20 protein-coding genes and 1 other RNA gene are annotated in these 20,351 nt (G+C 70.1%); 9 read left to right on the forward strand and 12 right to left on the reverse strand.

Features of this window, described 5'->3' with window-relative positions:
* The first annotated feature begins 124 nt into the window (after positions 1-124).
* The 3 genes from Q5Y72_RS05075 (at position 125) to tsf (ending at position 3,625) form a co-directional block, all read left to right on the forward strand.
* Positions 125-1,675, forward strand: a complete 1,551-nt coding sequence (locus Q5Y72_RS05075) for a trimethylamine methyltransferase family protein (RefSeq protein ID WP_305962306.1) — start codon at positions 125-127, stop codon at positions 1,673-1,675.
* A 168-nt stretch (positions 1,676-1,843) separates the two neighbouring features.
* Positions 1,844-2,641, forward strand: a complete 798-nt coding sequence (rpsB, locus tag Q5Y72_RS05080; protein ID WP_305962307.1) for a 30S ribosomal protein S2 — start codon at positions 1,844-1,846, stop codon at positions 2,639-2,641.
* Between the two features lie 93 nt (positions 2,642-2,734).
* Complete coding sequence (gene tsf / locus Q5Y72_RS05085) at positions 2,735-3,625, forward strand: translation elongation factor Ts (protein ID WP_305962308.1); 891 nt, start codon at positions 2,735-2,737, stop codon at positions 3,623-3,625.
* Positions 3,626-3,829: 204 nt separating this feature from the next.
* On the opposite strand, the gene Q5Y72_RS05090 is transcribed toward tsf, so the two are convergent.
* Positions 3,830-4,591: a helix-turn-helix transcriptional regulator gene (locus Q5Y72_RS05090; protein WP_305962309.1), complete on the reverse strand. Its 762-nt coding sequence runs from the start codon at positions 4,589-4,591 to the stop codon at positions 3,830-3,832.
* A gap of 209 nt (positions 4,592-4,800) precedes the next feature.
* Here Q5Y72_RS05090 and Q5Y72_RS05095 point away from each other — a divergent pair, with 209 nt between their 5' ends.
* The 4 genes from Q5Y72_RS05095 (at position 4,801) to Q5Y72_RS05110 (ending at position 7,812) form a co-directional block, all read left to right on the forward strand.
* Positions 4,801-5,385, forward strand: a complete 585-nt coding sequence (locus Q5Y72_RS05095; RefSeq protein ID WP_305962310.1) for a (d)CMP kinase — start codon at positions 4,801-4,803, stop codon at positions 5,383-5,385.
* Positions 5,386-5,437: 52 nt separating this feature from the next.
* Positions 5,438-6,904: an aldehyde dehydrogenase family protein gene (locus Q5Y72_RS05100; RefSeq protein ID WP_305962311.1), complete on the forward strand. Its 1,467-nt coding sequence runs from the start codon at positions 5,438-5,440 to the stop codon at positions 6,902-6,904.
* 51 nt (positions 6,905-6,955) lie between these two features.
* Positions 6,956-7,308: a transfer-messenger RNA gene (gene ssrA / locus Q5Y72_RS05105) on the forward strand.
* Between the two features lie 90 nt (positions 7,309-7,398).
* Complete coding sequence (locus Q5Y72_RS05110) at positions 7,399-7,812, forward strand: VOC family protein (protein ID WP_305962312.1); 414 nt, start codon at positions 7,399-7,401, stop codon at positions 7,810-7,812.
* Positions 7,813-7,860: 48 nt separating this feature from the next.
* On the opposite strand, the gene Q5Y72_RS05115 is transcribed toward Q5Y72_RS05110, so the two are convergent.
* From Q5Y72_RS05115 to ectA, 4 genes are read right to left on the reverse strand one after another with little or no spacing between them, the layout of a single operon-like run.
* A complete protein-coding gene (locus Q5Y72_RS05115; RefSeq protein WP_305962313.1) occupies positions 7,861-9,300 on the reverse strand; it encodes an aspartate kinase in 1,440 nt (479 codons plus the stop codon).
* Positions 9,301-9,303: 3 nt separating this feature from the next.
* The gene (locus tag Q5Y72_RS05120; protein WP_305962314.1) at positions 9,304-9,696 is read right to left on the reverse strand and encodes an ectoine synthase; all 393 of its coding nucleotides are present in this window, start codon (positions 9,694-9,696) and stop codon (positions 9,304-9,306) included.
* Between the two features lie 5 nt (positions 9,697-9,701).
* Positions 9,702-10,997, reverse strand: coding sequence for a diaminobutyrate--2-oxoglutarate transaminase (ectB, locus tag Q5Y72_RS05125; RefSeq protein ID WP_305962315.1), 1,296 nt, complete (start codon positions 10,995-10,997; stop codon positions 9,702-9,704).
* A gap of 57 nt (positions 10,998-11,054) precedes the next feature.
* A complete protein-coding gene (ectA, locus tag Q5Y72_RS05130) occupies positions 11,055-11,609 on the reverse strand; it encodes a diaminobutyrate acetyltransferase (protein ID WP_305962316.1) in 555 nt (184 codons plus the stop codon).
* Positions 11,610-11,836: 227 nt separating this feature from the next.
* Here ectA and Q5Y72_RS05135 point away from each other — a divergent pair, with 227 nt between their 5' ends.
* Positions 11,837-12,346 (forward strand): MarR family winged helix-turn-helix transcriptional regulator, encoded by a 510-nt coding sequence (locus tag Q5Y72_RS05135; protein WP_305962317.1) that lies wholly within the window; start codon positions 11,837-11,839, stop codon positions 12,344-12,346.
* A gap of 15 nt (positions 12,347-12,361) precedes the next feature.
* Here Q5Y72_RS05135 and gnd read toward each other — a convergent pair whose 3' ends face one another.
* From gnd to Q5Y72_RS05155, 4 genes are all read right to left on the reverse strand, one after another.
* On the reverse strand, positions 12,362-13,762 hold the full coding sequence (gnd, locus tag Q5Y72_RS05140; RefSeq protein WP_305962318.1) for an NADP-dependent phosphogluconate dehydrogenase: 1,401 nt from the start codon (positions 13,760-13,762) through the stop codon (positions 12,362-12,364).
* Positions 13,763-13,823: 61 nt separating this feature from the next.
* The gene (locus Q5Y72_RS05145) at positions 13,824-14,279 is read right to left on the reverse strand and encodes a PaaI family thioesterase (protein WP_305962319.1); all 456 of its coding nucleotides are present in this window, start codon (positions 14,277-14,279) and stop codon (positions 13,824-13,826) included.
* An 81-nt stretch (positions 14,280-14,360) separates the two neighbouring features.
* Positions 14,361-15,206 (reverse strand): pyridoxal kinase, encoded by an 846-nt coding sequence (gene pdxY / locus Q5Y72_RS05150; protein WP_305962320.1) that lies wholly within the window; start codon positions 15,204-15,206, stop codon positions 14,361-14,363.
* Positions 15,203-15,916 carry an MOSC domain-containing protein gene (locus tag Q5Y72_RS05155; protein WP_371930762.1) on the reverse strand — a complete coding sequence of 238 codons (714 nt, stop codon included), beginning with the start codon at positions 15,914-15,916 and terminating at the stop codon, positions 15,203-15,205. Before Q5Y72_RS05155 ends, pdxY begins: the two co-directional genes overlap by 4 nt.
* A 173-nt stretch (positions 15,917-16,089) precedes the next feature.
* On the opposite strand from Q5Y72_RS05155, the gene Q5Y72_RS05160 reads away from it, so the two are divergent.
* Complete coding sequence (locus tag Q5Y72_RS05160; protein WP_305962321.1) at positions 16,090-17,739, forward strand: FAD/NAD(P)-binding protein; 1,650 nt, start codon at positions 16,090-16,092, stop codon at positions 17,737-17,739.
* Positions 17,740-17,783: 44 nt separating this feature from the next.
* Here the strand turns inward: Q5Y72_RS05160 and Q5Y72_RS05165 are convergent, their stop codons facing one another.
* The 3 genes from Q5Y72_RS05165 to Q5Y72_RS05175 are packed head-to-tail and all read right to left on the reverse strand — an operon-like array spanning position 17,784 to position 20,346.
* Positions 17,784-18,728, reverse strand: coding sequence for an AEC family transporter (locus Q5Y72_RS05165; RefSeq protein WP_305962322.1), 945 nt, complete (start codon positions 18,726-18,728; stop codon positions 17,784-17,786).
* The gene (locus Q5Y72_RS05170) at positions 18,725-19,543 is read right to left on the reverse strand and encodes an MBL fold metallo-hydrolase (protein ID WP_305962323.1); all 819 of its coding nucleotides are present in this window, start codon (positions 19,541-19,543) and stop codon (positions 18,725-18,727) included. Before Q5Y72_RS05170 ends, Q5Y72_RS05165 begins: the two co-directional genes overlap by 4 nt.
* Positions 19,540-20,346 (reverse strand): TatD family hydrolase, encoded by an 807-nt coding sequence (locus Q5Y72_RS05175; RefSeq protein WP_305962324.1) that lies wholly within the window; start codon positions 20,344-20,346, stop codon positions 19,540-19,542. The genes Q5Y72_RS05170 and Q5Y72_RS05175 overlap by 4 nt, the downstream gene beginning before the upstream one ends.
* Positions 20,347-20,351: the final 5 nt, after the last annotated feature.

Genomic DNA, 20,351 nt, shown 5'->3' on the forward strand with positions numbered 1-20,351 from the left:
CCGCCCGCCCGCGTCGCGGAACTGCCGCGCGATGTCGCATTGCGGCCCGGGACCGGCGCAAACATGCCCCGTGACGGGCAGGGCCGCGCTATCACCAAGGGCAGACCGGAGGGGAGAAGCAGCCATGACCGATGAAGCCGTCGCTGAACGTCGCGGGCGCAGGGCCGGGGGCGGCGCAGCGCGCCGGGCCGAACGCACCGCGCCGCGGACCGAGTTCGCGCGCTTCATCACCCGCAACATCCCCGACCTCGAGATCCTGAACGCCGAGGCCCTGGAGATCATCGAAGCCAATGCCGAGACGGTGCTGGCCGAGATCGGCGTGAACTTCGTCGACAACCCCGATGCCCTGGCGTTGTGGAAGGACGCCGGCGCCGAGATCGACGGCGAACGCGTGCGCATCCCGCGCGGGCTGGCGCGGCGCCTCTGCGCGACGGCGCCACGCACCTTCACCCAGCACGCCCGCAACCCCGAACGCAATGTCGAGATCGGCGGCCGCAACCTGGTGCTGGCGCCCGTCTATGGCCCGCCCTTCGTGCGCGATGTCGCCGCCGGCCGCCGCTATGCCACGATCGAGGATTTCCGCAGCTTCGTGAAGCTGGGCCAGATGTCGACATACCTGCATCACAGCGGCGGCACGGTCTGCGAGCCGACCGACGTGGCCGTGAACAAGCGCCATCTGGACATGCTGCACGCCCACATGACGCTGTCGGACAAGCCCTATATGGGGTCCGTGACGCTGCCCGAACGCGCCGCCGATTCGGTCGAGATGTCGCGGCTGCTGTTCGGCGCGGATTTCGTCGACCGGCACACGGTGATGACCAGCCTCGTCAACATCAACAGCCCGCTGACCTTCGACTCGGTGATGATGGGCGCGCTTGAGGTCTATGCCCGCGCCGGGCAGGCCTGCATCATCAGCCCCTTCATCGTCGGCGGCGCGATGGCGCCGGTCACGGTCGCCGGGACGCTGACGCAGGTGCTGGCCGAGGTGCTGGCCGGCGTCGCCTACAGCCAGCTTGTCCGCCCCGGCGCGCCGGTGATCTTCGGCGCCTTCGTCACCTCGATCGACATGAACAGCGGCGCGCCGACCTTCGGCACCCCCGAGGCCGCCCAGATCACCCTTGGCGCCGGGCAGCTGGCGCGGCGGCTGGGGCTGCCCTATCGCAGCGCGGGGGCGTTCTGCGGGTCCAAGCTGCCGGACGCGCAGGCGGCCTACGAGACTGCCAACAGCCTGAACATCGGCCTGATGTCGGGGGTCAACTTCATGCTGCATGCCTGCGGCTGGCTGGAGGGCGGGCTGGTCAGCAGCTATGAGAAATTCGTGATGGACGCCGACCAGCTGGGCATCCTGCACCGGCTGGCCGCGGGGGTGGACATCTCGGCCGGCGGGCAGGCCATGGAGGCCATCCGCGAAGTCGGGCCGGGCGGGCACTATCTGGGCTGCGACCACACCCAGGCCCACTACAAGGAAGCCTTCTGGCGCAGCGGCGTGCTGGACTACAAGCCCTTCGAGACCTGGGAGGAAGAGGGCGCCCGCGACACCGCCACGCTGGCCGCCGCGAAGGTGGCGCGGATGCTGGGCGACTACGAGGCGCCGCCGCTGGACCCGGCCATCGCCGAGGCGCTGGCCGACTACGTGGCGCGGAAAAAGGCTGCGGTTCCGGACGCCTTCGTCTAGACTGCGCGCGATTGCACTTGCCAATGCCGCGCGCAGGGTCTATCTGCGCGCACACTTCACAGGCTGGGGCGGGCCCCTGCGGGAGACATCCGCAGACGGTCCACCGGTTGGGTCGCCGTTCCGGCGTCCTGAGACCCCTGCCAAGGCGCAAACCGGAAAGGACATGGAATGGCGCTTCCCGAATTTTCCCTGCGTCAGCTTCTTGAAGCTGGCGTCCACTACGGCCACCAGACCCAGCGTTGGAACCCGCGCATGGGCGAGTTCATCTATGGTGACCGCAACGGCATCCACATCGTCGACCTGACGCAGACCGTCCCGATGCTGGACGCGGCGCTGCAGGTGATCCGCGATACCGTCGCCAAGGGCGGCCGCGTGCTGTTCGTCGGCACCAAGCGTCAGGCACAGAAGCCGATCGCCGACGCCGCCGAGCGTTCGGCCCAGTTCTACATGAACCATCGCTGGCTGGGCGGCACGCTGACCAACTGGAAGACGGTCAGCCAGTCGATCAACCGCCTGAAAGCCATTGACGAGACGATGGCCGGTGGTGCCGAAGGCATGACCAAGAAGGAACGCCTCGGGCTTGAGCGCGAACAGGCCAAGCTGCAGGCCAGCCTGGGCGGCATCCGCGACATGGGCGGCCTGCCGGATCTGCTGTTCGTCATCGACGTGAACAAGGAAGACCTGGCCATCCTGGAAGCCCGGAAACTGGGCATCCCGGTCGTTGCCGTGGTCGATACCAACTGCTCGCCCGATGGCGTGGACTACATCATTCCCGGCAATGACGACGCGGCCCGCGCGATCGCGCTGTATTGCGACCTCGCCAGCCGTGCCGCGCTGGACGGGATGTCGGCCCAGATGGGCGCCGCCGGCGTCGATGTCGGCGCGCTGTCCGAAGCCCCCGAGGAGCTGCTGGACGACGGCGAGGCCGAGGCCAAGGCCGCCGAGCAGGCCACCGCAGACGCCTGATCCCGCGCCGGATCGCGACCTGCACAGGTTACACGGAATTGTCGTCAGGCGGGGATATGCCCCGCCTGATGTGTTGAACAAAGGAGACGGATCATGGCTATCACTGCCGCGATGGTGAAAGAGCTGCGCGAGACGACCGGCGCAGGGATGATGGATGCCAAGAAGGCACTGACCGAAACCGATGGCGACATGGAAGCCGCGGTGGACTGGCTGCGGACCAAGGGTCTGGCCAAGGCCGCCAAGAAATCGGGCCGGGTCGCCGCCGAGGGGCTGATCGGCGTGTCCGTCACCGATGGCCGCGGCGTCGCGGTCGAGCTGAACTCGGAAACCGACTTCGTGGCCAAGAACGCCGACTTCCAGCAGCTGGTGCGCGACATCACCGATGTTGCCCTGACCGTCGGCAATGATGTCGAGGTGCTGAAGGCGACCCATCTGAACGGCCGCCCGGTCTCGGACGTGCTGACCGACGCGATCGCCCGGATCGGCGAGAACATGACCCTGCGCCGGATGCATCTGCTGGAGGGCGACACGATCGTCTCCTATGTCCACAATGCCGCCGCCGAGGGCATGGGCAAGATCGGCGTGCTGGTTGCGCTGAAGGGCGACGAGGGCAAGGCCCGCGAGGTCGGCAAGCAGATCGCCATGCACATCGCGGCGACCAACCCCGCCTCGCTGGCCGAGGCCGATCTGGAGCCGGCGCTGATCGAGCGTGAAAAGACCGTGCTGACCGAACAGGCGCGTGAATCGGGCAAGCCCGAGGCGGTGATCGAGAAGATGATCGAAGGCCGCATGAAGAAGTTCTTCGAGGAAGTGACGCTGCTGGGCCAGAAATTCGTCATCAACCCGGACCTGACCGTGGCCGAGGCCGCGGCGGAAGCCGGCGTCGAGGTGACCGGCTATGCCCGCGTTGCCGTCGGCGAGGGCATCGAGAAGAAGGAAGAGGATTTCGCCGCCGAGGTCGCCAAGACCCTCAGCGGCGCCTGATCCGCAGGTGATCGCCGCGCGGGCCCGTGCCCGCCGGCATCGCCAGCCTGCTGCCATCCGGGGCGCCGGTCCGTTGCGGGCCGGCGCCTTCGCTTTTTTCCGCCGTTCCTCCGGGCATCGCCGGATCGCCGGCGCCTCGCTTCCGGCATCGGGCATGGCTCCTGCAGGTGGCCTGCACGGCCCCGGCCGACCCTTGCCAGACCCCTAGCGCCCGGCCTGTCCGGCGTGTTCCTGCACGAACAGCTGGTGGGTCAGATGCGCCTTCAGGATCGCCTGCGCGGTGTTGCCCGCGGCCAGCGCGTCGCGGGCCAGGCGCAGGTGCTTTTCGACCGTGGCCGGCGTGACCGCAAGGATCGTCGCGATGTCGGCGACCGTCTTGCCGGCGGCCTTCCATTCCAGCACCTCGCGCTGGCGGGTCGTCAGGCGGACCCGTGCGGTGTCGTGCCGCAGGGTGGCCATGCGCATGTGCAGGACCCAGGAATGGATCATCACCTCGCGATGCGACCGTTCCCAGATCCGGTCGGCCTCGGCATGGCTGGCGCCGGCGAAGGGCACCAGAAGGATCGTGCCCTGTCCGCGCAGCACCCTGTCCCGCAAGCTGACGACTTGGCCCGCCGCAAGCCCGTGTGCACTGGCCAGTTGCAGCGCCGCGTCCTGGTCCAGCCGCGCCGCCGCGGTCTCGTAGAGGCTGCGCGTCGCGATGCTGCCCGGGCCCTGCCGCGCCCAGTCCGACCAGACCGAGGCGGCGATCAGGTCCTGCTCGGCCAGCGCCTCGGCCAGCGTCGGGGGAAAGTTGCTGTGCAACTCGACCGGGCTGGGCGAAATCTCGGGCGGGATGCTGGCCATGAAGCGGGCCGCGTACAGCACCTGGGCAAACCCGAAATGCCGCATGGCGTCGAAATAGGCGTGGCGCAGGTCGAAAACGGTGTCGGCGTTGATGAATCGTTCCAGGAAATGCGTGGACATGTGACTTAAACAATCGTGAAATGAATGACTTACCCGCACATAGGATGGCAAGGCCACGATTTTTCCAAGGGGAAATCGACGATCGCGCGGATTGCGTGGCCCGATCGGCGCAATTCGGCGCGTCGGCCCGTCGCGCCGAGGCTGGACCTTCGGCGCCGTGATGTGCGAAGCAGGCCGGGCCAGTTTCCCAGCCACGCGGACTTCCTGCCATGCCCTTCGTCATCGCCATCGATGGTCCCGCCGCCTCGGGCAAGGGCACCATCGCCCGCGCATTGGCCCGCCATTTCGGCTTTCACCATCTCGATACCGGGCTGCTCTATCGGGCAACCGGTGCGCGCGGGGGCGATCCGGTGTGCGCCGCGCGCGCGCTGTCTCCCGCCGATCTGGCCCGGCCCGACCTGCGCAGCGCCGAAGCGGGGCAGGCCGCCAGCCGCATCGCGGCGATCCCCGAGGTGCGCGCGGCGCTGGTCGCCTTCCAGCACCGCTTTGCCGCGCAGGAACCCGGCGCGGTGCTGGACGGGCGCGACATCGGCACGGTGATCTGCCCCGATGCCCCGGTCAAGCTGTATGTCGTCGCCTCGGACGAGGTGCGGGCGGCCCGCCGCGCCGCCGAGCTGGGCGCCGATCCCGCCGCGATGCTGGTGCAACTGCGCGACCGCGACCGCCGCGACAGCGAACGCGCCGCGGCGCCCTTGCGGCCGGCCGATGACGCGGTGCTGATCGACACCAGTGACATGGGCATCGACGAGGCCATCGCGGCCGCCATCGCCGTGGTCGACCGGGCGCGGCGCTGAGGCTTGCCACCGCCCGCGCGATGGGCAAACCTGCCCTCCGCAGGAGGACGCCATGACCATCGCCGCAGATCCCGTCGCCGCCGCCTCGCAGGGCGTCTTCATCGACAACCAGTGGCGGCCCTCGGCCAGCGGCGCGACCATCGAGGTCAGCGATCCCGCCACCGGCGCGGTGTTCGCCCGGATCGCGGCGGGCAATGCCGCCGATATCGACGCGGCGGTGTCCGCGGCCCGGCGCGCCCGGGCGGGGGCATGGGGCGCGCTTGACGCGACCGGACGGGGCCGGATCCTGTCGCGCGCCGCGGGTCTGGTGCTGGCCGAGGCCGAGGCGCTCGCGCGGCTGGAATCGCGCGACACCGGCAAGCCCCTCGCGCAGGCGCGCGCCGACATCGCCGCCACCGCCCGCTATCTGGAATTCTATGGCGGGGCCGCCGACAAGGTGCACGGGGACATGATCCCCTTCCTGCCGGGGCATTTCGTCACCACCGAACATGTACCCTTCGGGGTCACCGGCCACATCATCCCGTGGAACTATCCCGCGCAGATGTTCGGGCGCACGATCGCCGCCGCGCTGGCGATGGGCAATGCCTGCGTGCTGAAGCCTGCCGAGGATGCCTGCCTGACGCCGCTGCGACTGGTCGAGATCCTGCGCGATGCGGGGCTGCCGGCGGGCGCGCTGAACTGCGTGCCGGGTCGCGGCGAGGTGGCGGGGGCCGCGCTCTGCGCGCATCGCGGCGTCGACTTCCTCAGCTTCACCGGCAGCCCCGAGGTGGGCGTCGCGGTGCAGGCCGCCGCCGCGGCCCATCATATCGGCTGCACGCTGGAGCTGGGCGGCAAGTCGCCGCAGATCGTCTTTGCCGATGCCGATCTGGACCGCGCGATGCCGGTGATCCTGCGGGCGATCACCCAGAATGCCGGCCAGACCTGTTCGGCCGGCGCGCGGCTGCTGGTCGAGGACGGCATCGCCGGCACGGTGATCGAGCGGCTGCGACAAGCCTTTCCCGCCCTGACGGCGGGGCTGCCGGGCGATGACCGGGACCTTGGCCCGCTGATCAGCCCGGCCCAGCTTGCGCGGGTGCGGGGCTTCTGCGACCGCGCCGATGCCGACGGCATCCCGCTGATCGCCGAGGGGCGGATCGCCGCGAACGCGCCGGCAGGCGGCAATTTCATCGCGCCGCGCGCCTATGGCCCGGTGCCGCGCGATCACCAGCTGGCGCGCGAGGAGGTGTTCGGCCCGGTGCTGTCGCTGATGACCTTTGCGGACGAGGCCGACGCGATCGGCCTTGCCAACGACACCGATTACGGGCTGGTCGCCGGGGTCTGGTCGCGCGACGGCAGCCGCGCGATCCGGGTGGCCCGGCAGATCATGGTCGGGCAGGTCTTCGTCAATGCCTATGGCGCGGGCGGCGGGATCGAACTGCCCTTCGGCGGCATGAAGAAGTCCGGCCATGGTCGCGAAAAGGGCTTTGACGCGCTGTATGAATTCGCGGCGACACGGACGATGGTGATCCGCCACGACTGACCGCACTTGGCGGGGCGCGCTGTCGGCCCGCGGACCCGCGCGGCGCCGCGATGCCTTGCGGGCCCGCCCGCGCGGTCCTATATTGGTCTCGTGCGGCGCAAGCCGGACTATGGACATAAACGCGCTCGTCATAAGCGGATCGGACCCGGGGGCGGTACCCGGCGGCTCCACCATCCATCCCGCGTTGGGGATCATGGGGCCGAAACAGGATCGACGAACGTCTAAAGGGGTTGCTTTGTCCCGGTGAGCTACCACCGTTATCGGTGCGAAAAGTACAGTTGCCAACGACAACCGTGCTCCGGTCGCTCTGGCTGCGTAAGCAGCTCGGGTAACCGAAACCTAAGCCCTTGCGCCTAGCAGCGTAAGGCGGGGCCCGCAGGAGCCTGGCAACAGAATCCTGCACCTTACCCCCCAGTCCGACACCGCCCGCGACCCGCGGCATGGCGTTCTGCGCGCGGCCGCGCTAGGTCCGTGCAGGGCCAAGGGGGAATGTCATGCGTTCAGTCTTTCATCTCGCCATCCATGTGACCGATCTCGACGCGGCGCGGCGCTTTTACGGCGGCGTTCTGGGCTGCGCCGAGGGACGCTCGACCGACAGCTGGGTGGATTTCGACTTCTTCGGGCATCAGCTGTCGCTGCATCTGGGCCAGCCCTTCGCGACCATGCGCAGCGGCCGGGTGGGCGAGCATCTGGTGATGATGCCGCATCTGGGCGTCGTGCTGCCGCTGGAGGAATGGCAGGCGCTGGCCGCGCGTTTGCAGGGGGCGGGCGTCGAGTTCGACATCCCGCCGGTCGTGCGCTTTGCGGGCGAGGCCGGCGAACAGCGCACGATGTTCTTCTTCGATCCGTCCGGAAACCCCATCGAGGTCAAGGGCTTTGCCGATTTCGACCGGGTCTTCGCCCGTTAGGGGCGCCGCGGGCGGGGCCCGCCCCAAGGCCCCGCGCCGCCCATGATCTCAGGCGGCCTCGCGCCGGGCCTCGGGCTCGGCCTCGACGAGGGCCGCGTGCAGGGCGCGGATGGCGGGCGTCATCACTTCGCGCTCGACAATGAACTGCACATCCACCTGGCGCGGCCCCTGGCTGGCGCCGATGGCCGAGAGTCCCCGGTCGGCCAGCGCGTTGAGGCCGCGGCTGAGGACCGCCAGCCCGTCCAGATCGCGCCCGACCGCCGCCACCATCGCGATCGCGCGCGAGCTGACCTCGGCCGCCGGAAACTTCGCCAGCAGGTCGCGCTCGACGCGACGCAGCACCTTCAGGCTGCTGTCGACGTAGTGGGTGATCGTGTTGGCGTTCGAGGCCTTGGAGACGATCCGCACGTCGTGGCGGGTCAGCACCTCGATGATGGCGGCGTCATAGCCCTTGACCCCCACCATGTCCTGTTCGAACAGCTCCAGCGCGAACAGCTCGAGCCCGGTGACGATCTCGACGGCGGCCTCGTCCGCCGGGCGGTCGTCGATCAGCGTGCCGGGATCATCGGGCTCGAAGGCGTTCGTCACGCGCAGCGGCACGCCCGACTGGCGCAGCGTCTTGGCGGCCTTGGGATGGATCGCCTCCATCCCCAGATTCGACAGCTGGTCGGCCACGTCGTAATTGGTGCGGCCCAGCTTGCGCACCGCATCGGTGCCCACCAGCCGCGGGTCGGCCGAACTGAGGTGGAATTCCTTGTGGATGATCGCCTCGCGCGCGCCGGTCAGCGCCGCCAGCCGCGAGAAGGTCACCTCGGAATAGCCGCGGTCATATTCGCGCATCAGACCTTCGGCGCATTGCGCGTAGCCGGTGACGATGGGCATTTCGGTGGCCGCATCGACCCCCTCAATCGCCCCCAGGATGCGGTCGTCGAGGCTGACGGTGCCCTCGTCGCGCCAGCCCGACAGGTCGACGAAGCGCGAATTCACCCCGGCGCGTTGCAGCATCAGGCTGGTGACGAAGGCCGAATGCGCCTCGCCCAGCCCCGACAGCAACTCGCGGGTCTGCAGCATGTGTTCGGACAGCCGGAAATGACCGTAGGAGCACAGGCGCTGCAGGTCGATCAGGCAGTTGCGCGCGCCGATCAGCCGGTCGCGCACGAAGGCGGTGGCGCGTTCGACATCGCCCGGATGGTCCAGCACCGCCTGATGCGCCTCGATCATTGCCGCCTCGACCCGGTCCAGCGCCCTGTGCCAGCCGTGATCGTCCCCGGCGCTGGCGAAGGCCGCATAGACGCCCGCCTCGCCGGTCTTCTTGTGCTCGAGCAGCAGGTCGGTGATGCCGCCGAAGGCCGAGACCACGAAGATCCGGTGGTAGAGATCCGCACCCCGACGATCGCCGATCAGCAGCGTGTCGCGCAACTCGTTCACGCGCGACATCGAGGTGCCGCCGATCTTCTCGACCGTATGTGTCCTGGCTTGCTGGGTCATGGCTCAGGCCGTCTCCGCGACGGGCGCGTAAGAGCCGTCCTCGCGATGCACCTCGGTGCCGGTCACGGGCGGGTTGAAGCAGCAGGCCATCACCAGCTCTTCCTCGGCGCGCAGGGTGTGGCGGTCGTGCAGGTTCAGCGCATACATGACGCCGGGGCGGATCTCGTGCGTCTGGCCGGTGGCCAGATCCGTGATCGAGCCGCGCCCCGACATGCAATAGACGCTTTCGAAGTGGTGCTTGTAGTGGAAGGTATGTTCCGAGCCTGCCTCAAGCGTGGTGATGTGGAAGGAAAACCCCATCCCGTCATCGGCCAGAAGCATCCTGACCGAGGTCCATTTCGCGTCCGACACGGCCCGGTCACTGTTCTTCAGCTTGTTGAAATCACGAACGATCATGTCTGTTACTCCGCTGCGATGCTGGTGGTGGCAAGGACTTCGCGCGCGGCTTCCAGAAGGATATCGAAGCCCGCCTCGAAGGTCTCGACGGGGGTGGTCAGCGGCGCCAGCACCTTGACCACCTGGCCGTCGCTGCCCGAGGTCTCGATGATGAGCCCCTTGTCATAGGCGCGGCCGCAGATCCGGTCGGCCAGCTCGCCGGTGCCGACATCGACGCCGCGCATCAGCCCGCGGCCCTTCAGGAAGGCGCCGGGCACCAACTGGGCCAGTTCCGTCAGCCGTGCCTCGATCAGCGCGGCCTTGCCGGCCAGTTCGCGAGTGAAGGCATCGTCGGACCAGAACTTCTCGATGGCGACGCGCGCGGTGACGAAGGCGTGGGTGTTGCCGCGGAAGGTTCCGTTGTGTTCGGCGGGGCCGAATACGTCATGCTCGGGGCGCACCAGGACCATCGCCAGCGGCAGCCCGAAGCCCGAGATCGACTTGGCCAGCGTGACCAGATCCGGCGTCACGCCCATCTCCTCGAACGAGAAGAAGCGGCCCGAGCGCCCGCAGCCCGCCTGGATGTCGTCGATGATCAGCAGCGCGCCGTGGCGGCGGGCGACATCGGCGATGTCGCGCACGAACGTGGCCGAGGCGGCGTTCAGACCGCCCTCGCCCTGGATCGTCTCCAGCATGATCGCGGCGGGTGCGTCGATGCCGCCCGAGGGATCCGACAGCATCCGGTCCAGCAGCGCCGCGCCATCGACGCCCTCGGCATAGCCGTCATAGGGCAGCCGGGTGACGCCCTGCGTGTCCATGCCGGCGCCGCCGCGGTGATAGCCGTTTCCGGTCGCGGCCAGCGCCCCCATCGTCACGCCGTGGAAGCCGTTGGTGAAGGCGACGATGTTGGTGCGCCCGGTGGATTTGCGGGCGATCTTCATCGCGGCCTCGACCGCGTTCGCGCCGGTCGGCCCGGTGAACATCACCCGGTGATCCATGCCGCGGGGGGCAAGGATGTGGCGATCGAAGGCGTCGAGGAAGGCGGCCTTGGTGGTGCTGTGCAGGTCCAGCCCGTGGGCCAGCCCGTCGCCGGCGATGTGGTTGACCAGCGCCGCCTTCATGTCGGGATCATTGTGGCCGTAGTTCAACGACGAACAGCCGGCGAGAAAGTCGATGTGCCGGCGGCCGGTCTCATCGGTCAGGATCGATCCGCTGGCCGTGGCAAACACCGCGGGGATGCCGCGGCAATAGGACCGGGCCTCGCTTTCGCGGCGCTCGAAGATGGTGGTCTGGGGATTGGTCGGTGCCATGTCCTTGGGCATGAAAAGTCCTTTCGCACGTCGTGCGTTGTCTGGTTCCGGGAAGGGGAAGGGGTCGGATCAGGCGGCGCCGGCGCGCTCGGCCGTGTCGTCGACCTCTTCGGGAAGCGTGATGGTGACCATGTGCTCGGTGGCGTGGCGGCCATCGAAATGCTCGTCGCGCCGATAATGGGCCGCGTCGGTCAGGTCGCCGCCGACCTCGCGGGCAAGGCTGCGGAACAGCGCCCACGACGCCTCGTTGTCGCGGGTGATGGTGGTGTTCAGCTGGCTGGCCTCGGCGCAGGCGTCGCGGCCGATCAGATGCTCGAGCATTCTCAGGCCCAGCCCCAGGCCGCGTGCCCGCGGGCTGACCGCGACCTGCCAGACGAACAGCGCATCCTCGTTCGGGATCATGTGGCCCGAGACCCAGCCGACAACCTCGCCCTCCATCTCGGCAACCACGCAGGTGTCGGCGAAATGCTCGGCCTGCACGAGGTTGCAATACATCGAGTTCTCGTCCAGCGGCTTGCAGGCGCGGACGAGGTCCCAGATGGCGGCGCCGTCTGTGCTGTCCGGCTTGCGCAGGGTCAGCGTCCGGGGGCGCAGGGCGGTGATGTCGGCCATGTCCTTGGGCATGTGGTCCTGATCCTCAATTGCTTCGGCTATCTAACTAGTAAAACCGCCTTGTGGTTGCAACCCGCAGCATAATTTTTGTGCCATATCAGCTAACTAGCTATGAACAATACGGTTTTGAGGGCGCGGAAGGGCAAAGGGCCGCAAATTTCACTTAGTCAAGCGAAATATTTGCGCCACGATCCTTTGATGATTGAACCTTTTGGCCTTGCCGTGGCATGATGGCGCGCATGAGCCAGCACCCCGCCGATCGCGTCGATGACGCGCTGATCGCCCTGCGCCGCATCCTGCGCGCGACCGAGCTTTACGAACGCGATCTGGCGCAGGCGGTGGGGCTGACCCCGGCCAAGCTGAGGGTGCTGCAACTGCTGGACGCGCGCGAGGGTGATCGCAGCACGCCGACGACGCTGGCGCACCAGATGGGCGTCAGCCAGGCGACGGTCACCGCCCTGCTGGACCAACTTGAGAAGCGCGGCTATGTCACCCGGCACCGCTCGGTCGCCGATCGCCGCCAGACCGACGTGGTGCTTGCCCCCCTGGGGGCCGAGGCGCTGACATCGGCGCCCAACGCCCTGCAGCAGCATTTCGTGCAGGGCTTCGCGCGGCTGGCGGACTGGGAACAGGCGATGCTGATCGCCGCGCTTGAACGGGTCGCGGCGATGCTGAATGCCCAGGGCATCGACGCGGCGCCGGTGCTGGCCACCGGCGACATCCGCACCGGGGTCGGCCGCGCGACCTGATCCGCCGGGCGGGTATCAGCCCGCGCTGGACCAGGGCCCGTGCGGGCGGTCAAGGCCGTCCAGCCGCTGGAAGCCATGCGCGCCGAAGAAGTCGCGCTGCGCCTGGATCATGTTCGCGGTCCCGCGTGCGGTGCGCATCATGTCGAACCAGATCAGCCCGTTGGCCAGCGCCGGCAGCGGATTGCCCGCGGCCAGCCCCGCCGTCACCACCTGACGCAGCGCCGGCACGGTCCGGTCCAGAAGATCGGCGAAATGCGGCGCCAGCACGAGGTTGCGATCCGCGTGCTGGTCCAGCGCCGTCGCCATGTCGTTCAGCATCGCCGAGCGGATGATGCAGCCGGCCCGCCAGACCTGCGCGATCCGGGGCAGGGGCAGGGCCCAGCCAAAGCCCTCCGAGGCGGCCGCGATCATCGCGAAGCCCTGCGCATAGCACAGGATCTTGCCGGCGATAAGCGCGGCTTCCAGCGTGGCGTGGTCCAGCCGCACCGGGCCGGGTGCCGCGCCAAAGCGGTCCTCGCCCGCCTCGCGTTCGCCAAGCCGCGCCGAGACATTGCGCGCCATCACCGCCGCGTCGATGACCGGCACCGGCGCCGACAGGTGCTGCGCCTCGATCACCGTCCAGCGGCCGGTGCCCTTCTGGCCGGCCCGGTCCAGGATCACGTCCAGAATCGGCTGGCCGGTGACCGGATCGGCGGCCTCGGCGACGCGGGCGGAAATCTCGACCAGGTAGGATTGCAGCGGGCCGTCGTTCCAGCCCGCGAAGACCTGCGAGATCGCTGCTGCGGGCAGGCCCATCCCGTCGCGCATCAGCCCGTAGATTTCGGCGATCATCTGCATGTCGGCATATTCGATGCCATTATGAACCATCTTCACGAAATGGCCGGCGCCGGACTCGCCCATGCGGGCGGCGCAGGGGCTGCCATCCTCGGCCCGCGCGGCGATGGCGCTCAGCAGAGGTTCGATGCGCTGCCAGTCGGCCTCGCTGCCCCCCGCCATGATCGAGGGGCCGTGCCGCGCGCCCTCTTCCCCGCCCGAGACGCCCATGCCCAGAAAGCCGAAGGACAGGCCCGCCGCGCTGCGCCGGTCGGTGTCGTGGAAATCGGCATTCCCGGCGTCGATCACCAGATCCCCGGCGTCCAGCAGCGGCGCCAGCGCGGCCAGCTGGTCGTCGACCGCCTGGCCCGCCGGCACCATCAGGATGACGACCCGCGGCGCGGCGATCGCCGCCACCAGCTGCTCCAGCGTGTCGGCGGGGGTGATTTGCGCCGACAGCGCCCCGGCGTCGCGGTGAAAGCGGTGCGTCACCGACGTCGTGCGGTTCCAGACCGCGATGGGAAAGCCCTTCTCGGCGATGTTCAGCGCCAGCGCCGCCCCCATCGTACCCAGCCCGATCAAGCCGACCTGCGATTGCGCCATCCCGCCTCTCCTTCGTCGTTTCTGCGTTGCGCGATGTGCATAGGCCCGCGCACGGCCGGTGTCACGCCCCCTCGGTGCCGGTGCCGGGAATGCGGATCAGCGTCTGCATGCCGGTGGCGACATGCCGGCGGGTCGCGCCGGTCACGCCCCAGACGTCCAGCTGGCACACGGTCAGCGTGCGGCCCGGCTTGATGACCCGGCCGGTCGCCTCGAGGCAGTCGCCCTGCGCGGGGTTGATGAGGTTCAGCTTGAACTCGACGGTCAGCACCTCGTCGGCGGGGCCGAACATGGTCAGCCCGGCATAGCCGCCGGCGGAATCGGCGATGGCCGAGGTGCCGCCGGCGTGGAAATAGCCGTGCTGCTGCGTCAGTTCGGGCCGGAACGGCATCCGCAGCGTCACCCGGCCGGCGCCAAGTTCGGCGATGCTGACCCCCAGATGCGCCATCAGCCCCTGCCGCGCAAAGCTGTCGCGCACCCGCGCCGCAATGGCGCCGTCCAGTTCCGCCCCGATCGTCATGCCGCCCCCCTGTGCCGTTTCGGCCAGTCTGGCGCGCGGGGGCCGCGCATGTAAGGTGTGCCGAGCGGCCGTGACGTTGGGTCAGATCGTCAGCAGCGCGCGACGGAAGCCCGGCTCGGACAGCAGGATCTCGCGCGCGCCGAGGCGGGCGGCATGGGCCAGCGCGCGGCCCGTCAGCCGCTGCGCCAGATCGACCGCCGCGCCCAGATCGCGCCCCAGCCCCAGCCCGGCGACCACCAGCCCGGCGAACAGGTCGCCGGTGCCGGGCAGCGAGACCGGCAGATGCGGCGTCAGGTGCCGGCTGAGTCGCGATGAATCGGCGATCACGCTTTCCAGATGGCCCTCGGGCGTGTCCGCCAGCACGCAGCCGGTCGCGACCACGCGCGCGCCCGGCGCCAGCCGCAGCAGCGCCGCCGCCGCGGCGACATCCCCGATGCGGCGCGTATCGCGGCCGGTCAGATGGCCCAGCTCGAAGGCGTTCGGGGTTGCCAGGTCGGCCAGCGGCAGCAGCCGGTCGCGCAGGATCGCGGCGATCTCGGGCGGGACGTAAAGGCCGGGCGCGTGATCGCCCATCACCGGGTCGCACAGATAGCGCAGGCCAGGATGGGCGGCCTTGCTGCGGGCGACGAAATCGGCCGTCAGCGCGGCCACCTCGACCGATCCGATATAGCCGGTCAGCAGCCAGGCCGCCCGCTGCGGCAGGCCCCGTTCCTCTGCTCCGCGCAGAAGGTCGGCGAAAAGATCCGGCGCGACGGGCGCACCGCGCAGCGTCGGGTAATCGGGGGTGTTGGAGAACAGCACCGTCGGGATCGCCGCCACCTCCAGCCCCGCCGCCTGCATCGGAAACAGCGCCGCCGAATTGCCGACATGGCCATGCACCACCTGGCTCTGGATCGAGATGACCAGCGGCGGGGGGTCCGCGCTCACCGCGCGCCCTCCAGCCGCGGGCGCCAGTCCTCGACCCGGCCGCTTTCCAGCCGGCGCTGCGCGTGGCGGCGCCAGCCCTCGGCCAGCACCTCCAGCCCGGCGATGCCGGCCAGTTCGGCCCGGTCGAGCCGGTCCACATACATCGCCCGCCACAGCCGGTGCAGCGTCCAGTCGGGGGCCAGCCGGTCGATCCGCGACAGGCGGTCGCCCGGCGCGACCCGGCCCGCTTCAAGCACGCGGTAATACCAGCCCGTGCGGCCGCTGGCCTGGACCCGGCGGGCCATGTCGGGCAGGCCAAAGCGCAGGTTCAGCTTCCAGCAGGGCTGGCGCCCCTGCGACACCTGCAGCAGCGCGGCGCCCAGCCGGAAGATGTCGCCCACCGCGACCCGATCCTCGGTCAGCCCCTCGGCGGACAGGTTCTCGCCAAAACCGCCCGGCCGGTCCAGCAGCGGATGGGCGCCGATCTCGTCGCGCCAGGCGGGCGCGTGGTCGCGGGGATAGTGATGCAGCGCCTTCTCGATGCCGCCATGCACGCGCCGGTCGGCCTGCATGTCGCCGTGAAACCCCTCGGGGCCCAGCCACAGCGGCTCGTCCGTCTTGGCCTTGGCGATGCCCGACAGGATCTCGCTGCCCGGCAGCGGGGCCACCCGGCCGGTCAGCAGAACCGGGATCAGGTCGGGCTGCGGCGCATGATCAGCGTGGGTATCCATCGCGGCTTTCCTCTGGCGGTTCCGATTCGATAGGCGCGCGGCCGGGTGCCGTCAATCTTGCACCGCGGCGCGATACTGGCGAGGATGCGGCCCGACACATCCCGACGCATCCCGGCCGGGCGGCAGCACGCCGCCGCGCCGGCGGGCGACGCAGGCCCGCAAAGGATCGCCCGATGACCACCGCCCATGACGACGCCGCGCCGCGCCTTGCCATCATCGGGCTGGGGCCCCGGGCGCTCGGTGCGCTTGAATCGCTGCTGGCGCGGGCCGGGACCGATGCCCTGCGGATCGACCTCTTCGATCCGGGCGCATGGCCGGGGGCCGGGCCGAATTTCAGGCCGGACGAGACGCCGCTGTGCCTGCTGAACATCCCGCTGCGGCTGATCGACATCGGTCGCGCCGATCGTGACGGGGCGGCCTTTGGCGACTTCCGCGACTGGCTGGGCGCGGCGGGGCGCGACGACGAGCGGTTTCCGGCCCGGGCCGAGCTTGGCGCCTGCCTTGCGGCGCGCATGGCGGCGCTGGTGGCCGGGGCGCCGGCCTCGGTGCAGATCGTCCACCATGCCCGCCATGTCCGCCGCATCCTGCGGGACGGGCAGGGCTGGTGGCTGGACGCGGGCGGGGACCCAGAGGGCCCCTATGCCGAGATCCTGCTGAGCCAGGGCCAGCCCCAGACCGCGCCCGATGACCAGCTGGCGCGGTGGCAGGAGCACGCGCGGGGCTGCGGGGCGGATCTGGTCGCGGCCTATCCGGCGCGCGACCTGCTGGCCGCGGCGCAGGGATGGGCGGGGCGGCAGGTGGGCATCCGGGGGCTGGGCCTGTCGACGCTGGACGCGCTGCGGATGCTGACCTGCGGGCTGGGCGGGCGGTTCGAGGATGGCCGCTATCACCCCTCGGGGCGCGAGCCGGCGCGCATCCTGCCCTTTTCGCTGGACGGCCATCCGCCGGTGCCCAAGCCCGCCACCGCGGACCTGGACCGCCGCTTCGATCCCGAGGCGGAGGAGACCGCGGCCTTCCTGCAGGCCGTCCGCGCCGCGGTGGACAGCCGAGCCGAGGCCGCGCTGCGCGGGGTCGCGGATGCCTTTCTCGGCCCTGCGCTGCGCATCCTGCGCGAGACCGGCGGCGATGACGATGCCAGGCGGCTCCAGGACTGGCTGGACAGCGAATGCGCGGCGCCGGGCAGCCAGGAGACCCGGCCGGTCGCCGAGGCGCTGCGGGCCGGCATCGCCGAGGCGCGGGGCCGGGTGCCGCCCTCGACGGGCTATGTGGTCGGCCAGCTGTGCCGAAAATGGCAGGACGCGCTGCGGCAGGGCTTCAATCCCGCGCCCGCGGCACCTGCGACGGCCGCAGCCCTCATCGGGTTCGACGAGGGGCTGAAACGCTATTCCTACGGCCCCCCCGTCGCCTCGGCCGAGGATTTGCTGGCGCTGATCGAGGCCGGGCTGGTCGATCCCCGCGCCGCGGCCGATCCCGACATCCGGCTGACCGGGACGGGTTGGCAGCTGGTCGAGGACGACCTGTCGGCGGGCATCACCGCGATGGTCGATGCGGTGCTGCCCTCGCCGGACCTGTCGCGGCTGACCGACCCGCTGATGGCCGACCTCGTGGCGCAGGGGCGCACGGTCGCGCTGCATGACAGGCTGGGCGCGCAGACCCTGCCGGACGGTCGGCTGGTCGGCGCGGACGGCCGGCCGCAGCCGGGCCTCTGCCTGCTGGGCCGGCTGGCGCAGGGCAGCGTGATCGCGGTGGATTCGATCCATGACTGCTTTGGCGCGGCCGCCGCTCGCTGGGCCGAGGGCGTGCTGGGCCGGCTGCGCCCCTGAGGCCATTCGCGGGGCCCCAGGGACGGGCCGGACCCCGTTGGCGGTCAGGGCAGCACGGCCAGCCACATCCAGACGGTCAAGACCGAGACCGCGGTGCCGATCAGGACGGTCGAGGCCGCGACCCGCCGCGCCGCGCCGTAGATGTTGGCGAAGAGATAGGCGTTGACCCCCGGCGCCATCGCCGCCGTCAGCACCGCCGAGCGCATCCCGGCCGTGTCCAGCCCCGACAGGTGGCCAAGGCCATAGGTGATCGCAGGGTGCAGCAGCAGCGACGCGGCGCAGCACAGCGCGATGGTGGTCATGTCGCCCTCGGGCCGATAGCGGTGCAGGATGCCGCCCAGCCCGAACAGCGCCGCGGGCAGCGCGGCCCGGGCGACCATGTCCACCGCCGCCCAGAAGCCCGCCGGCATGACCAGCCCTGCCTGCATCAGCAGGTTCATCACGAGGCCGCAGGCAATGCCGATCACCAGCGGCGTGCGCAGCACCCCCGACAGCGCCCGCAGCGCCACCGTCCCCACCGACAGGCCGCTGCCGCGGGCGCGGGTGAACTCCATCGCGGTGATGCCGAAGGTGTAAAGCAGCGGCGAGTGGATCGAGATGATCGCCCAGTTGCCGGCCAGCGCGTCGGGTCCGAAGGCGCGTTCGGTGATCGGCACGCCCAGCAGCAGCGTGTTCGAGAACAGGCAGGCAAAGCCGATCGAGACGCAATCGGCGGGGCTGCGGCCGAACAGGTACTTCGCCCCGGCCCAGCCCGCGCCATAGCTGGCGAAGGCCCCGGCATAGAAGGCCAGCAGCAGCGGCGCGCGGAACTCGGCCCCAAGGTCCAGCCGCGCCATCGATGCGAACAGCAGCGTCGGCACTGCGAAGTTCTGGGCAAAGCGCATCAGCCCGTCGACGCCCGCCTCGCCGAACCAGCCGCGCCAGGCGACCAGATAGCCGAAGCCGATGACCAGGAAGACCGGCAGGATGATGGTGAACAGCGCGCTCATGTCGCGGCAACCGGCGCGGGCGCGGCCGCCGATGCGGTCAGCACCATGCCGTCATGGGCCGGCACGACATGATCGGGCGTGGCGGCCATCACCTGATCGTAGTCCATGTCGATATGCATGTTCGTCAGCACCCCGCGACGCGGCGCGGCGCGCGCCAGCCAGTCCAGCGCCTGCGCCAGATGCGCGTGGCTGGGATGCGGCTCGGGGCGCAGCGCGTCGCAGATGAACACCTCGGCACCCGCCAGCAGCGGCCAGGCCGTTTCCGGGATGTCGGACACGTCGGGCAGATAGACCAGCCCGCCGATCCGGAAGCCCAGGGCGGTGATCTCGCCATGCTGGACGCGGAACGGGACCAGGTCGATGGCGCCGCCCGGCCCGGTGACGCTGAACGGGCCGTCCAGCGGGCTGAGATCGGCGATCGGCGGGTAATAGCTGCCCGGCGCGGTCTCGAACACATAGCCGAAGCGGGCCATCAGCGCCTCGGCGGTGGGCGCGTCGGCCCAGACGGGCATCTTGCGGCGGGCGTTGTAGACCAGCTGGCGCAGGTCGTCGATGCCGTGGACATGATCGGCATGGGCATGGGTCAGCACCACCGCGTCCAGCGTGCCTACCCCGGCATCCAGAAGCTGCGGCACCATGTCGGGGCCGGTGTCGATCAGCAGCTGCGTCGTGCCGTCCGGCCCGTCGCGTTCGACCAGCAGCGAACAGCGGCGGCGGCGGTTCCTGGGATTGGCCGGGTCGCAGGCGCCCCAGCGCCCGCCCAGCCGCGGCACCCCGCCCGACGAGCCGCAGCCGAGGATCGTCGCGCGGATCACGCGCCACCCCGGGCGGCCCTGGCAAACAGCCGGTCGAAATTCTCCGAGGTCCGGCGCGCGAAATCGGCGTAGTCGATGCCGAACAGATCCGCGCCCACGGCGGCGGTATGGGCGACATAGGCCGGCTCGTTGCGGCGGCCGCGATGCGGCGGCGGGGCGAGGTAGGGGCTGTCGGTCTCGACCAGGATGCGGTCGAGGGGGGCCGCCGCGAAGATCTCGCGCAGCTCGGTGGATCGCGGAAAGGCCGCGATGCCCGACATCGACAGGTAGAAGCCCAGATCCAGCGCGGCGCGGGCCAGCGCGGCGGTCGAGCTGAAGCAGTGCATCACGCAGCCATAGGCCCCGGCGCGGTGTTCCTCGGTCAGGATGCGGGCCATGTCGTCATCGGCGTCGCGGGCGTGGATGATCAGCGGCAGCCCGGTCTGGCGGGCGGCCTCGACATGGATTCGCAGGCTGGCCTGCTGCGCCGCCGCGCTGTCGGCGGTGTAGTGATAGTCCAGGCCCGTTTCGCCGATGGCCACGAATTTCGGGTGCCGGGCCAGCGCGACAAGCTGCTCGACGCTGGCCATCGGCTCGTCGGCCACGCTCATCGGATGGGTGCCGGCAGCGTAGAAGACGCCCTCATGCGCCTCGGCCAGCGCGCGGACCTGCGGTTCCAGCCGCAGCCGCGTGCAGATCGTCACCATCCGGGTCACCCCGGCGGCACGGGCGCGGGCGATCAGCGCGTCGTGTTCGCCGTCGAAATCGGGGAAGTCCAGATGGCAATGGCTGTCGACAATCGGCGTCGGGGCCGCTTGGGTCATGGTCA

Origin of the sequence: Paracoccus spongiarum, assembly GCF_030732095.1 — a bacterium.
GTDB classification, from domain to species: Bacteria; Pseudomonadota; Alphaproteobacteria; order Rhodobacterales; family Rhodobacteraceae; genus Paracoccus; species Paracoccus spongiarum.